Origin of the sequence: uncultured Aliiroseovarius sp. (assembly GCF_947497285.1) — a bacterium.
In the GTDB taxonomy this organism is placed as follows: domain Bacteria; phylum Pseudomonadota; class Alphaproteobacteria; order Rhodobacterales; family Rhodobacteraceae; genus Aliiroseovarius.
On record NZ_CANMFT010000002.1, the window covers coordinates 239,121 to 252,900 of the forward strand.

The 13,780-nt window shown below is 61.9% G+C and carries 13 protein-coding genes; 12 read left to right on the forward strand and 1 reads right to left on the reverse strand.

Going from position 1 to position 13,780, the window contains the following annotated elements; genetic code table 11:
* Positions 1-67: 67 nt before the first annotated feature.
* Positions 68-979: a pirin family protein gene (locus tag Q0864_RS04630; protein ID WP_298566580.1), complete on the forward strand. Its 912-nt coding sequence runs from the start codon at positions 68-70 to the stop codon at positions 977-979.
* Between the two features lie 2 nt (positions 980-981).
* Here Q0864_RS04630 and kynU read toward each other — a convergent pair whose 3' ends face one another.
* The gene (gene kynU / locus Q0864_RS04635) at positions 982-2,184 is read right to left on the reverse strand and encodes a kynureninase (protein WP_298566582.1); all 1,203 of its coding nucleotides are present in this window, start codon (positions 2,182-2,184) and stop codon (positions 982-984) included.
* 141 nt (positions 2,185-2,325) lie between these two features.
* Here kynU and Q0864_RS04640 point away from each other — a divergent pair, with 141 nt between their 5' ends.
* The 11 genes from Q0864_RS04640 (at position 2,326) to murB (ending at position 13,598) form a co-directional block, all read left to right on the forward strand.
* The gene (locus tag Q0864_RS04640) at positions 2,326-2,784 is read left to right on the forward strand and encodes an isoprenylcysteine carboxylmethyltransferase family protein (protein WP_248363321.1); all 459 of its coding nucleotides are present in this window, start codon (positions 2,326-2,328) and stop codon (positions 2,782-2,784) included.
* A 178-nt stretch (positions 2,785-2,962) separates the two neighbouring features.
* Complete coding sequence (locus Q0864_RS04645; RefSeq protein ID WP_248363319.1) at positions 2,963-4,534, forward strand: Re/Si-specific NAD(P)(+) transhydrogenase subunit alpha; 1,572 nt, start codon at positions 2,963-2,965, stop codon at positions 4,532-4,534.
* 13 nt (positions 4,535-4,547) lie between these two features.
* Positions 4,548-5,981: an NAD(P)(+) transhydrogenase (Re/Si-specific) subunit beta gene (locus Q0864_RS04650; protein WP_298566583.1), complete on the forward strand. Its 1,434-nt coding sequence runs from the start codon at positions 4,548-4,550 to the stop codon at positions 5,979-5,981.
* Between the two features lie 101 nt (positions 5,982-6,082).
* Positions 6,083-7,009 (forward strand): DMT family transporter, encoded by a 927-nt coding sequence (locus Q0864_RS04655; RefSeq protein ID WP_298566584.1) that lies wholly within the window; start codon positions 6,083-6,085, stop codon positions 7,007-7,009.
* Between the two features lie 176 nt (positions 7,010-7,185).
* A complete protein-coding gene (gene ftsW, locus Q0864_RS04660) occupies positions 7,186-8,355 on the forward strand; it encodes a putative lipid II flippase FtsW (protein WP_298566585.1) in 1,170 nt (389 codons plus the stop codon).
* Positions 8,352-9,470 carry a UDP-N-acetylglucosamine--N-acetylmuramyl-(pentapeptide) pyrophosphoryl-undecaprenol N-acetylglucosamine transferase gene (locus Q0864_RS04665; RefSeq protein ID WP_298566586.1) on the forward strand — a complete coding sequence of 373 codons (1,119 nt, stop codon included), beginning with the start codon at positions 8,352-8,354 and terminating at the stop codon, positions 9,468-9,470. The genes ftsW and Q0864_RS04665 overlap by 4 nt, the downstream gene beginning before the upstream one ends.
* A 51-nt stretch (positions 9,471-9,521) precedes the next feature.
* The gene (murC, locus tag Q0864_RS04670) at positions 9,522-10,937 is read left to right on the forward strand and encodes a UDP-N-acetylmuramate--L-alanine ligase (protein ID WP_298566588.1); all 1,416 of its coding nucleotides are present in this window, start codon (positions 9,522-9,524) and stop codon (positions 10,935-10,937) included.
* Between the two features lie 43 nt (positions 10,938-10,980).
* The gene (locus tag Q0864_RS04675) at positions 10,981-12,186 is read left to right on the forward strand and encodes an APC family permease (protein WP_298566589.1); all 1,206 of its coding nucleotides are present in this window, start codon (positions 10,981-10,983) and stop codon (positions 12,184-12,186) included.
* Positions 12,183-12,422 (forward strand): DUF2484 family protein, encoded by a 240-nt coding sequence (locus tag Q0864_RS04680; protein ID WP_298566590.1) that lies wholly within the window; start codon positions 12,183-12,185, stop codon positions 12,420-12,422. The genes Q0864_RS04675 and Q0864_RS04680 overlap by 4 nt, the downstream gene beginning before the upstream one ends.
* Positions 12,419-12,664, forward strand: coding sequence for a DUF2484 family protein (locus tag Q0864_RS04685; RefSeq protein ID WP_298566591.1), 246 nt, complete (start codon positions 12,419-12,421; stop codon positions 12,662-12,664). The genes Q0864_RS04680 and Q0864_RS04685 overlap by 4 nt, the downstream gene beginning before the upstream one ends.
* 1 nt (position 12,665) lies before the next feature.
* A complete protein-coding gene (gene murB, locus Q0864_RS04690; RefSeq protein ID WP_298566592.1) occupies positions 12,666-13,598 on the forward strand; it encodes a UDP-N-acetylmuramate dehydrogenase in 933 nt (310 codons plus the stop codon).
* The last annotated feature ends 182 nt before the right edge of the window (positions 13,599-13,780 follow it).

Here is a 13,780-nt window from a genome sequence, read left to right on the forward strand (position 1 = left end):
ATTGTAGAGCATGCCGCGCATCCCTAGATGATGCTCAACGCCACATCACCTTCTGAAAGGGGATCACATGTCCATTCGTCCCGTTCTGTCCGCCTCGCACGCCCAACCCACACTGGAAGGCGCAGGGGTTCATCTGCACCGCGCCTTTGGCTTCCACGAGCCCGAGGCCTATGACCCGTTCCTGCTGTTCGACGACTTCCGCAACGACGATCCGCGTCTCTCTGAGAAGGGATTTCCGTGGCACCCGCACCGCGGCATTGAAACCATCACCTATGTTCTGGCCGGTGAGGTTGAACATGAGGACAGCCTTGGCAATGCGGGCAGTCTTGGTGCGGGCGATATCCAGTGGATGACCGCGGGCTCTGGCATCATGCATCAGGAAATGCCCCACGCGAACGCACGCGGGCAGATGCACGGGTTCCAACTTTGGGCCAACCTGCCGCGCGATCTGAAGATGACCGCGCCGAATTATCAGGACGTGCCGTCGGTCGAAATTCCGGTGATCGAGGAAGATGACGGCACCAAGGTCCGCGTCATTGTCGGCGATTTCTGGGGCAAGTCCGGTCCCGTTGACGGGATCGCGGCGGACCCGCTGTATCTGGATATCAGCGTGCCGGCTGGCGTGACCAAGACGTTCCCCGTGGACACACGCCGTCAGGCCTTCGCCTATGTGTTCGAAGGCGCGGGTGCCTTCACCGATGCCGCCGCGCCGCAAGGTGTGCTGCTGGAAAAAGAGGTGATGGGGCAGGAGGTCAACATCCGCGACCTGTCCGGCAACCGCACTGTCGTCCGTTTTGGCGCAGGTGACGATGTGCGCGTGCAGGCTGGTCCCGAAGGCGTGCGCTTTCTGCTGGTCGCAGGCGCCCCGATCCGTGAACCCGTCGCGTGGCACGGACCCATCGTTATGAACACGAAAGACGAGTTGCGGCAGGCGATGGCCGATCTGCGCAACGGCACGTTCATCCAGCCCGCACACTAAACCTATGTGACGGCGGCCCGGGTGTGATACTCGGGCCGGTCCCATTGGCGGGTCGCCATGATGTCAGACAAGATCTCAACGGCCCTGTCGACATCCGCTTCGTCGATGTAGAGCGGCGTGAAGCCAAACCGCATGATGTCGGGCGCGCGGAAATCGCCGATCACGCCACGCGCGATCAAGGCCTGCATCGCAGCATAGCCGTGTTCGAACCGAAAGCTGACCTGAGAGCCGCGCATGGACGCCTCGCGTGGGCTGGCAAGGGTCAGGTCAGGGCAGGCGGCCTCGACCCCCTCAATGAACCGCTCGCACAGCGCGACCGATTGGATGCGCAGGGCGTCCATGTCCACCTGATCCCAGATGTCCAAAGCGGCGTCCAACGCGGCCATCTGCAAAACGGGCGGCGTGCCGACGCGCATCCGGTCGATGCCGGGGCCGGGGCGATAGTCCTGGTCGAAGGCAAAGGGTGCGTCGTGGCCCAGCCATCCTGACAGGGCAGGGTGAATGCGATCCGCGTGGCGGGGCGCGACATAGATGAACGCGGGCGCGCCGGGGCCGCCATTGAGGTATTTATAGGTGCAGCCAATCGCGAAATCTGCATCCGTGCCCGTCACATCAACCGGGAACGCGCCTGCCGAATGCGCCAGATCCCAGATCACCACGGCCCCGACCGCGTGAGCTGCCCGGATCAACGCGGCCATGTCGTGGCGCCGCCCAGTGCGGTAATCGACCTCTGTCAGCATCAGAACGGCAAGATCGTTTCCGATCGCCGTGATGCGCTCGGCAACGTCCTCGGGGCTGGGCGTCTCAATCTGGCGCCCCTGACCCAGCGAGCGCACCAAACCTTCAGCCATGTAAAGGTCGGTCGGAAAGTTGCCTTTGTCCGACAATATCACCCGGCGGTCGGGACGCAGCTCCAATGCCGAGGCCAGCGCCTGATAGACCTTGATCGACAGGGTGTCGCCCACGACCGTGCTGCCCGGCGCGGCCCCGATCAGCCGCCCGATCCGGTCGCCCAAGGCGCGCGGCTGGTCCATCCAGCCCGCCTTGTTCCACCCGGTGATCAGCATCTCGCCCCATTCATCGCGCAGGCAGGCCGCCACCCGGTCCTGTGCGGCGACAGGCAAGGGGCCAAGTGAATTGCCGTCCAGATAGGTCACGCCATCGGGCAGGGAAAAAAGCCGCTTGGTTGCGTTGAAATCCGTCATCTCGCCCTCCTGACACGCTTCAAGCGTAGAGTATGGATTTCACGGGGCCGAACAAGCCCATTTGGGCGCAAATCGCGTTGCACATCGCATCCGAACCGTTACAACTTTTGCCAAGCGACAAAACCGAAACCGGAGACCCCGATGCGCAACCTTAAGCACTGGCTTGATATGCCGCCGGTCTGGCTTGCGGTGCTGGCTGGCGCTGCGTTTGCGCTGGACCGGGCTGTTCCCGGTCTGGGGTTTGGGTTGGGCTGGACGCATGGGCTGGGCAATGCGCTGATCGTATTTGGCTTCGGACTGATGGGGTTGGCGATGTGGGAGTTTCGGCGCGCCCGCACCTCGGTCATACCGCGAGAGGTGCCGACGTCATTCCTGAAAACCGGGATCTATCGCCTGACACGCAACCCGATCTATCTGGGCGATGCGATGATCCTTGCGGGGCTAGTGCTCAGGTGGGACGTTTTGCCCGCGCTGGTGGTGGTTCCAATTTTCGTATGGTTGATCACCAAGCGCTTCATTCGGGGCGAAGAAGCTGGGCTGCTGGCCCGGTTTGGGGACGACTATTCGCAATGGGCGGCGCGCGTGCGTCGCTGGGTGTGAAGGGTGTGCTGCAAAGCAGCATTGCCCAAAGACGACGAGTCGCGTATTGAAACATTATTGTCGCAATACGCTCCGTAACGATAGCATCTTGCGCGCGGGCCGCGTATAGGATGCAGAGCAAACCGCCGGGACCGGGGAACGCCCCGCGATCGGCACACGACGGGAGAAGGAAGAGACTGTGAAAATCGGTGTACCCAAGGAAGTTTTCGAGGGCGAGAACCGGGTCGCAATGACCCCGGAAAGCGCCCAAATGCTGCAAAAGCTGGGCTATGACTGTGTGATCGAAACCAAGGCAGGTAGCGCTGCGGGGTTCTCGGACGCAGCTTACAAAGAGGCTGGTGTCGAGGTCGTCAAGACCGCCGCCGCGCTGTGGAAAGCGGCCGATATCATCGCCAAAGTGCGCCCGCCCAACGACACGGAGCTCAAGCGTTTGTCGGCTGACAAGACGCTGATCAGTTTCTTCAATCCCGGCGGCAACGAGACCGGGATGGAAAAGGCCAAAGCCTCGGGCGCGAATGTCATCGCCATGGAAATGGTGCCGCGGATCAGCCGCGCGCAGAAGATGGACGCGCTGTCGTCCATGGCCAATATCGCGGGCTACCGCGCGGTGATCGAAGCGGGCAACAATTTCGGCCGCTTCTTCACCGGGCAGGTGACAGCGGCTGGTAAGGTTCCCCCTGCCAAGGTTCTGGTTGTCGGTGCGGGTGTGGCGGGTCTGGCTGCGATCGGCACCTCGACGTCGCTGGGCGCGATCACCTATGCGTTCGACGTGCGCCCGGAAGTGGCTGAGCAGGTTGAATCGATGGGCGCCGAATTCGTCTACCTCGATTTTGAGGAAGACCAGCAGGACGGCGCGGCCACCGGTGGTTACGCCTCGGTCTCCAGCCCCGAATTCCGCGAAGCCCAGTTGGCAAAGTTCCGTGAATTGGCGCCAGAAGTGGACATCGTGATCACCACCGCGCTGATCCCGAACCGCGAAGCACCCGAGTTGTGGACCGAGGACATGGTGAAAGCCATGAAGCCGGGCAGCGTCATCGTGGACCTTGCGGCCGAAAAAGGCGGCAACTGCAAGCTGACCGTCCCGGACGAAAAGATCGTGACCGACAATGGCGTGACCATCATCGGTTATACCGACTTCCCGTCGCGCATGGCCTCGCAAGCGTCTTCGCTTTATGCCAACAACATCCGTCACATGATGACTGACCTGACGCCCGAAAAGGACGGCAAGATCAATCACGACATGGAAGATGACGTGATCCGCGGTGCGACGGTCACCCATCAGGGCGAGATTACGTTCCCGCCGCCGCCTCCGAAAATCCAAGCGATTGCGGCCAAGCCGAAAGCGGTGGTGCCGGAACTGACGCGCGAAGAAAAGCTGGCCGCCGAGGCAGCCGCGTTCAAGGCGCAGACCAAGCAGCAATTCACTTTGCTGGGTGTAGGCGGCGTGCTGATGCTGCTGCTCGGGCTTTATGCGCCGGCCAGCTTCATGCAGCACTTCATCGTGTTTGTGCTGGCCGTGTTTGTGGGCTTCCAGGTGATCTGGAATGTCAGCCATTCGTTGCACACACCGCTGATGGCGGTCACCAATGCCATTTCGTCGATCATCATTTTGGGCGCGCTGATGCAGATCGGGTCGGGGTCGTTCCTTGTGATCTTGTTGGCGGCGGTGTCCATCTTCATGGCCGGGATCAACATCTTCGGTGGCTTCCTCGTGACACGGCGTATGCTCGCCATGTTCCAGAAATCTTAAGGGGGTAGGGATCATGGAATTTGGTTTCACCACGGCCGCATATGTTGTTGCGGCAGTTCTTTTCATCCTCTCCCTTGGCGGTTTGTCAGGACAGGAAAGCGCGAAACGCGCGGTGTGGTATGGCATTGTCGGCATGGCGCTGGCGGTTGTCGCCACGCTGGTTGGCCCCGGCTCGGGCCTGTGGCTGTTGTCGATCCTTCTGATCGTCGGCGGTGGTATCATCGGCACCTATGTGGCGCAAAAGGTCCAGATGACCGAGATGCCGCAGCTTGTCGCCGCGATGCACTCACTGGTTGGTCTGGCCGCTGTATTCGTGGGCTACAACGCCCATATCGAACTGGGCAACGTGTTGTCGATGAACGAAGAGGCCCGCCACGGGCTTGAAGGCTTCGCAGCCCTTCTTGCGCATAAAACGCCGGTCGAGCAGAACATCCTGCGGGTCGAGCTGTTCTTGGGCGTGTTCATCGGTGCCGTGACCTTCACCGGGTCGGTCATCGCCTACGGCAAGCTGGCGGGCAAGGTCACATCGGCGGCAGAAAAGCTGCCCGGTGGGCATATGCTGAACGCCGGTGCCGCGATCCTGTCGTTGATCTGCCTGATCTGGTATTTCAACACGGGTGGGTTCTTCCCGCTCTTTGTGATGACGCTGGCCGCCTTCTTCATCGGCTATCACCTGATCATGGGTATTGGCGGCGCGGATATGCCCGTCGTTGTGTCGATGCTGAACAGCTATTCAGGCTGGGCTGCGGCGGCGATTGGTTTCAGCCTTGGTAATGACCTTCTGATCGTTGTGGGCGCGCTGGTTGGCTCGTCCGGTGCGATCCTGTCCTATATCATGTGTAAGGCGATGAACCGGTCGTTCATCAGCGTCATTCTAGGCGGTTTCGGCGGCACCTCTGGTCCCGCCATGGAAATCGAAGGCGAACAGATCGCCATCGACGCCGATGGTGTGGCGGCTGCTTTGGAAGACGCCGACAGCGTGGTGATCATCCCCGGTTACGGTATGGCTGTGGCGCAAGCCCAGCAAAACGTGGCCGAGCTGACCCGCCGTCTGCGTGCCAAGGGCAAGAACGTTCGCTTCGCAATCCACCCGGTTGCGGGTCGTCTGCCCGGTCACATGAACGTGCTGCTGGCCGAGGCCAAAGTGCCCTACGACATCGTGCTTGAGATGGACGAGATCAACGACGACTTCCCTGATACGGATGTCGCCATCGTCATCGGCTCGAACGACATCGTGAACCCGGCCGCCCAAGAAGACCCCAACAGCCCCATCGCCGGCATGCCGGTTCTGGAATGCTGGAAGGCCAAGCAGGTCTTCGTGTCAAAACGTGGTCAGGGCACCGGCTATTCGGGCATCGAAAACCCGCTGTTCTTCAAAGAGAACACGCGCATGTTCTATGGTGACGCGAAACAGTCGCTGGACACCTTGTTGACGATGATCAACTAGACGAAAGCAACGATCAAGGAATGCCCCCGCATGTCGGGGGCGTTTTTCGTTTCAACGGCCTCTCGCTTCCAACCGTCAGGCAAACGCGCTAAGCGAGGGGGATGAACCCTTCTCGCGGCATCGCCCTAAAGCTCGGCTCGGTGGCTTTCTTCATCTCGCTTCAGACGATGGTGAAAGCCGTGTCGGGCCATGTTCCTGTGGGCGAAGCGGTGTTCTTCCGGTCGTTCTTCGCGCTTCCGGTGATCTTGGGTTGGCTTGCCTATGAAGGGCGCCTGCATTCAGCTTTGCGCACCCAAAACCCGTGGGGTCATATCAGTCGAGGCATGGTTGGTGTGTTGGCGATGGGGCTTAGTTTTGCCGCGCTCGGCTACCTGCCACAGACCGAGGTTACGGCGATCTTCTATGCCGCCCCGATTGTCACGGTCATCCTTGCTGCGATCTTCTTGGGTGAACAGGTGCGGATGGTGCGCATCGGCGCGGTGCTGGCGGGGCTGGTCGGTGTGCTGGTCATTCTATGGCCACGGCTTGAAGGCTTTGGCGGCAGCGGCGAGGCTGACGCGCTCAGGGCGTTCGGGGCGGTATTGGCGCTGATTGCCGCGTGCTGCGTGGCGGTTGCCAAGATCCTTGTGCGCAAGCTGGTGGGCATTGATCCACCCTCAACCGTCGTGATCTACGCCTCGCTGACGGCGATCTGCATGTCCCTTCTGTCGCTGCCCTTCGGCTGGGTCTGGCCGACGGCGTGGGAGTTTGCGCTTTTGCTGGGTGCGGGGCTTGCCGGAGGCGTCGGCCAATTGATGTTGACGACCGCCTATACCCATGCCGATGCGTCGACCATTGCGCCGTTCGACTACACGTCGATGATCTTCGCGCTGGCCTTCGGATACGTCTTTTTTGGCGAACTGCCGACCCTGCAAATGTTGGTGGGCGCAGGCATCGTCGTCAGCGCCGGGATGGTGATCATCTGGCGAGAAGCGCAGCTTGGCCGCGACCGGTCGAAATCGCGCGCCGTCAGCCCACCCGGCAGTTGATTGCGTAAGGGTGGGCATGCGGCGCGAATTGTCTGGAAAAACGGTGAAAACCTAGCTATCCTTTGCGCAATGACCCGCATCAGACGGGCGAATGAGGATCAGCGGTAGCAGCACCCGAAAACGGGGCCGTCCGTTGGTGAAGACAAGCGGTACGGACAAGTGACAGGCATTTTCGCATGACAGAAATGGTATACGGCGCGGTTCCCGCGCGTGACGGCGACCCTATTCTTCCCCGGTGGTGGCGCACGATCGACAAGTGGTCGGTGTCGTGCATTCTGATCCTGTTCGGGATCGGCATCTTGCTGGGGCTGGCCGCGTCGCCGCCCTTGGCGGAACGCAACGGGCTTGGCCATTTTCACTATGTGCAACGGCAGTTGGTCTTTGGTCTTGCCGCGCTGATCACGCTGTTTGTCACCACCATGCTCAGTCCACAATTGGTGCGCCGGCTTGGCGTGGTCGGCTTTGCCGTGGCCTTGGTTGCGGTGATGCTGTTGCCGCTGCTCGGCACCGATTTCGGCAAGGGGGCGACGCGTTGGTATTCGCTGGGCTTCGCCTCGATCCAGCCGTCCGAGTTCCTGAAGCCCGGCTTTGTCGTGGTTGCCGCGTGGCTGATGGCGGCCAGTCAGGAAATCAATGGCCCGCCCGGGCGTAGCATGTCGCTGGGGCTTGTGTTGTTGATCGTGGGTTTTCTGGCGATGCAGCCCGATTTTGGCCAAGCCGCCTTGATCCTGTTTGGATGGGGCGTGATGTATTTTCTCGCCGGTGCGCCGATTGTGCTTTTGGCCGCGGCCGCTGGCATCGTCGTTCTGGCAGGTATGTTCGCCTACAATAACTCCGAGCACTTTGCCCGCCGCATCGACGGTTTTCTGAACCCGGACGTGGACCCGACAACCCAGCTTGGCTATGCCACCAATGCCATCCGCGAAGGCGGATTTTTTGGCGTTGGTGTCGGCGAGGGTCAGGTAAAATGGTCGCTGCCTGATGCGCATACCGATTTCATTATCGCCGTCGCCGCCGAGGAATATGGCCTGATCCTGGTCCTTGTCATCATCGCGCTTTACGCCACCATCGTGGTGCGCAGTTTCATGCGCCTGATCCGTGAACGCGACACGTTTACACGCCTTGCCGGGTCTGGACTCGCCGCGATGTTTGGCATTCAGGCGCTGATCAATATGGGCGTGGCTGTGCGGCTTTTGCCCGCAAAGGGCATGACGCTACCCTTTGTCAGCTATGGCGGATCGTCCCTGATCGCCGGGGGCATCGCGCTTGGTATGTTGCTGGCGTTTACCCGCACCCGCCCGCAAGGCCGCATACAGGATGTGTTCAACCAAAGGGCAGGGCGATGAGCGCCAAGACCATTCGCAAGACACCGCTGCTCATCATTGCGGCCGGCGGCACCGGGGGGCACATGTTCCCCGCTCAGGCTTTGGCCGAAGCGATGCTGCGCAAGGGGTGGCGGGTCAAGCTGTCCACGGATGCCCGCGGCGCGCGCTATACCAGTGGGTTTCCCCATGTTGTCGAAATAGAGGAAGTCAGCTCTGCCACCTTTTCGCGGGGCGGTCTTCTGGCCAAGCTGCTGGTGCCGTTTCGCGTGGGGGCGGGCATTCTGGGCGCGATATGGCAAATGCGGCGCGACCGGCCCGAAGCCGTCATAGGCTTTGGCGGCTATCCGACCATTCCGGCGTTGGCGGCTGCATCCGTGCTGCGCTTGCCGCGCATGATCCATGAACAAAACGGTGTTCTGGGGCGGGTAAACAAGCTTTTTGCCACCCGCGTGACGGCAGTGGCCTGTGGCACATGGCCGACCGCGCTGCCCAACGGCGCGCATGGTATTCACACCGGAAACCCGGTCCGAGGCGAGGTTATGGCCCGTCAAGGCGCCGGCTACATCGCGCCGGGCGATTATCCGATGTCGATCCTGGTGATCGGCGGCTCGCAAGGGGCGCGTGCCTTGTCGGACGCTGTTCCCGCCGCCATCGCGGCCCTGCCTGAACATCTGCACCGCCATGTTTCGGTCAGCCATCAGGCGCGCGACGAGGATCTGGAGCGGGTGACAGCCTTCTATGACGCGCATGGCATTCGGGCCGACGTGCAGCCGTTTTTCACCGACATTCCGCGCCGCATGTCCGAAGCGCAGCTGGTGATCAGCCGGGCAGGGGCATCGTCTGTTGCCGATATCTCGGTCATTGGTCGCCCGTCCATTCTGGTGCCCTATCCCCATGCGACCGAAGACCACCAGACGGCGAATGCCCGTGGTCTGGTCGATGCGGGTGCGGCGATTTTGATCCCGGAAAGCCGGCTTGATCCGGCAATGCTGTGTGAACAGATCGCGATGGTGCTGGAGCACCCTCAAGGCGCCGAACAGATGGCCCGTGCGGCGCTGGCGCAGGGGCGTCCCGATGCCACGACCGCGCTTGTCGCACTGGTTGAGGAATTGACGGCGCACGCCCCTTCGGCGTAACCCCGCACCACGAACACTTATCAAGCCGCCTGTTTTTTGGAAGGTCGATTTATGAATGCTGCAGCCACCAAGCTTCCCACTGAAATGGGAATGATCCACTTTGTCGGGATCGGCGGGATCGGGATGTCGGGCATCGCCGAGGTGTTGCTGAACCATGGCTACCGGGTGCAGGGATCGGATCTGAAACGCTCCAAGATCACCGATCGGCTGGCCGAGCTTGGGGCCGAGATCTTCATCGGCCAACGCGCGGAAAACCTTGAGGGGGCCGAGGTCGTGGTGATCTCGTCCGCGATCAAGCCGGGCAACCCGGAGCTGGACACCGCGCGCGCGCGCGGCTTGCCGGTTGTGCGCCGGGCCGAGATGCTGGCCGAACTGATGCGCCTGAAATCCAACATCGCGGTCGCAGGCACGCATGGCAAGACGACGACGACGACCATGGTGGCCGAATTGTTGGTGCATGGCGGTATCGACCCCACGGTGATCAATGGGGGGATCATTCACGCCTATGGCTCAAATGCGCGTATGGGGCAGGGCGAATGGATGGTGGTCGAAGCTGATGAAAGCGACGGCACATTCAACCGCCTGCCTGCCACCATTGCCATCATCACCAATATCGACCCCGAACATATGGAACACTGGGGTGACTTCGATACGCTGCGTCAGGGCTTTCTGGATTTCGTGTCGAACATTCCCTTCTATGGGCTTGCTGTGTGCTGCACCGACCACCCCGAGGTGCAATCGCTGGTTGGCAAGATCACCGACCGACGTGTGGTGACCTTTGGGTTCAATGCCCAAGCGGATGTGCGCGCGGTGAACCTGCGCTATGAAGCGGGCGTGGCCCATTTCGACATCGAGCTGAACAACGAAGGCACACGGATCGACGGTTGCACCTTGCCAATGCCGGGCGATCACAACGTCTCGAACGCGCTGGCGGCCGTCGCCGTGTCACGCCATCTGGGCATGAAACGCGACGAGATTCGCGCAGCCCTCAAGGCGTTCGGGGGTGTGAACCGCCGCTTTACCCGCGTGGGCGAGGTGAACGGCGTGACCATTATCGACGATTACGGCCATCACCCGGTGGAAATCGCAGCGGTTCTCAAGGCCGCGCGCCAAGCGACCAACGGGCGTGTGATCGCCATCCACCAACCGCACCGGTATTCGCGCCTGCATGGCCTGTTCGAAGACTTCTGTGGCTGTTTCAACGAGGCAGACGTGGTGGGCATTGCCGATGTCTATGCCGCAGGCGAAGACCCGATCGAAGGCGCCAGCCGCGACGATCTGGTCGCGGGCCTGGTGGCGCATGGACACCGCCATGCCCTGGCGGTGCCTGACGAAGAGGCGCTAAGCGCACTAGTGCGCGAATACGCCAAGCCGGGCGACATGGTGGTGTGCCTTGGGGCCGGGACGATCTCGGCCTGGGCGAACCGTCTTGCAGAGCGGTTGCAAACGGCGTCCGCGGGCGGTTGAAACCGGCCCTATCAACAGGTGATTGCTTGACCGAGTCCGACATATGAAACGACCAGAAGCAGCGCCGCTCAAGCGAAATCTAGGCCTTGGGCTGCTGACCATGTATGGCGTCGGCGTCATGGTCGGCGCAGGCATTTACGTGCTGGTCGGTGCGGTCGCGGCCGAAGCCGGGATCTGGGCGCCGTTGGCGTTTTTGATGGCGGGGCTGGTCGCGGCCCCTTCGGCCTTGTCTTATGCCGAACTCAGCTCGCGCATCCCCGAAGCCTCGGGCGAGGCCGCGTTCGTCGAAAAGGGGCTGAACAGCCATCTGCTGGCGGTGCTGATTGGGTTGGCGATCGTCGTCGCGGGTTCGGTGTCGGCGGCGGCGGTGCTGCGGGGCGGGGTGGGCTATTTGACCTCGATCGTCGATGTCCCGGCCGCTTGGGCGATTGTCGGTTTTGGCGTTGCCTTGGCAGGCGTGGCGGCGATTGGCGTGCTGGAAAGCCTGTCACTGGCCGCCCTGTTCACGGTGGTAGAGCTTTTGGGACTGGGCGCGGTGATCTGGGCGGGGTTTTCTGCACCCACGGTGGCGGATATCGCGACCTTGCCGCCGCCTTACTGGCCGGGTGTGGCCGGGGCTGCGGCGCTGGCGTTCTTTGCCTTTATCGGGTTCGAAGACATTGTGAACATGGCCGAAGAAACCCGCGACCCCACCCGTATCGTGCCCCGCGCCATCCTGATTTCACTGGTGGTGACCACCGCACTTTATGCGCTGGTGGCGCTGGCAGCGATCCGTGTCGTGCCGGTCGATGACCTTGCGGCCTCGGACCAGCCGCTGGTTCTGGTGTGGGAGGCAGGCTTCACAACCACCCCTGTCGTATTGGGCGCGATTGCCGTCGTGGCGGCGCTGAACGGCGTACTGGCACAGATCGTCATGGCGGCACGTGTGTTGTTCGGGCTGGGTCGCCGCGAACCTATGCTGGGCCTGTTTTACCGCGCGCATCCCAAGTTCGGCACGCCGGTGCTGGCGACGTTTCTGGTCGGTCTGGCCGTTATCGGGGCTGCCCTTGCGCTGCCCGTCGCGGATCTGGCCGAGGTCACCTCGGGCGTGTTGCTGGTGGTCTTCGCCGTCGTGAATATCGCGCTGATCGCGTTGAAGCGCAAAGCGCCCGACGCCCCCTTCCGCACTGCACGCTGGGTGCCGTGGGTGGGTTTGTTTGCAGCGCTCGTGGCGCTGGCGGCGTCGTTTCTGCCAACGGTGGTATCATGAGCCCGGCCCTCATCGCAGCCGCCCTTTGGGTGTTGGCCGCAACGGCGGTGGCGTTTCTGCCAATGCGTCGCCAGTTCGCGCCGGGATTGGTGCTTTTGGTCGCCGCACCGGCTCTGATCGGGTGGATCGGCGTGCTGCATGGCTGGCTTTGGGCTGGCATCGGCGTCGTCGGGTTCGTGTCGATGTTTCGCCGCCCCTTGTGGTATCTGGCGCGCAGATCTCTGGGGCGGACATGAGCCTTTCGCTGATCCTTGCGTGTTTCTGGGCGGTTGTCGCGCAGATGATTGCTCTGTTTCCGTCGCGCCACCATCACTGGCCTGCTGCTTACGGGTTGATTGCCGTGGGCATTCCGCTATTGGGTTACGTGTTTTTTGAAAATGGCCCGGTGGTCGGGGTCTTGGTGCTGGCAGGGGCGATGTCCATCTTGCGTTGGCCCGTGATCTACCTGACCCGGTGGCTGCGCAGAATGCGAGGTTGAAATGGCCCTTCCTGACCAAATAGAGACGCGCGGAACGCTGGTGCGCGACAAGGATCTGGCGGGCCTGACATGGCTGCGTGTCGGCGGGCCTGCCGAATGGTTTTTCATGCCCGCAGACGAAGATGATCTGGCCCGGTTTATGGCGGATCTCGACCCGGATGTGCCCGTCTTTCCGATGGGGGTCGGGTCGAACCTGATCGTGCGCGACGGTGGCATTCGTGGCGTGGTGATCCGGCTGGGACGCGGCTTCAACGGGATCACGGTCGACGGCAACCGCGTCACGGCAGGTGTCGCCGCACTTGACGCTCATGTCGCGCGCAAAGCGGCAGATGCGGGTGTGGACCTGACTTTCCTGCGCACCATTCCCGGAGCCATCGGTGGGGCCGTGCGGATGAATGCCGGGTGCTATGGGGCCTATGTGGCCGACGTGTTTGTTGAGGCACAAGCGATCACGCGAACGGGCGAGCGTGTGACGTTGACCGCCGATGACCTGAACTTTCAATATCGCCAGTCAGATCTGCCGGAGGGCTGGGTGATCACGCACGCTGTTTTCGAGGCACCCAAGGGTGATCCTGCCGCCTTGGCCGCCCGCATGGAGGCCCAACTGGCCAAGCGCGACGAAACCCAGCCGACCAAGGATCGCACCGCAGGGTCCACCTTTCGCAACCCGGCGGGTTTCAGTTCAACCGGGCGCGCTGATGACAGCCACGAGCTGAAGGCGTGGAAGGTGATCGAGGATGCGGGGATGCGCGGCGCCACACGGGGTGGGGCGCAGATGAACCCGATGCACGCAAACTTCCTGACCAACACTGGCGATGCCACCGCCGCAGACCTTGAAGGTTTGGGCGAAGAGGTCAGAAAAAAGGTTTACGAACACAGTGGCATAAAGCTACAATGGGAAATTATGCGCGTGGGTGAACCGGCAGACAAATAAGCTGGTAGACGCGCGCAGATACCGGGGTCGGGCAGGCCCTTCGGACACAGCCGACAAGAGCTGGTCGAAAGGGGCAAAACGCCCTTGAAAACAAGGGGCATAAAGCCCTGTTATCAAAGGGGCGGTACAGCCTCCGATAAAGAAAAATGCCGCGCGTAATGTGCGGATGGGCGCCGGAAACG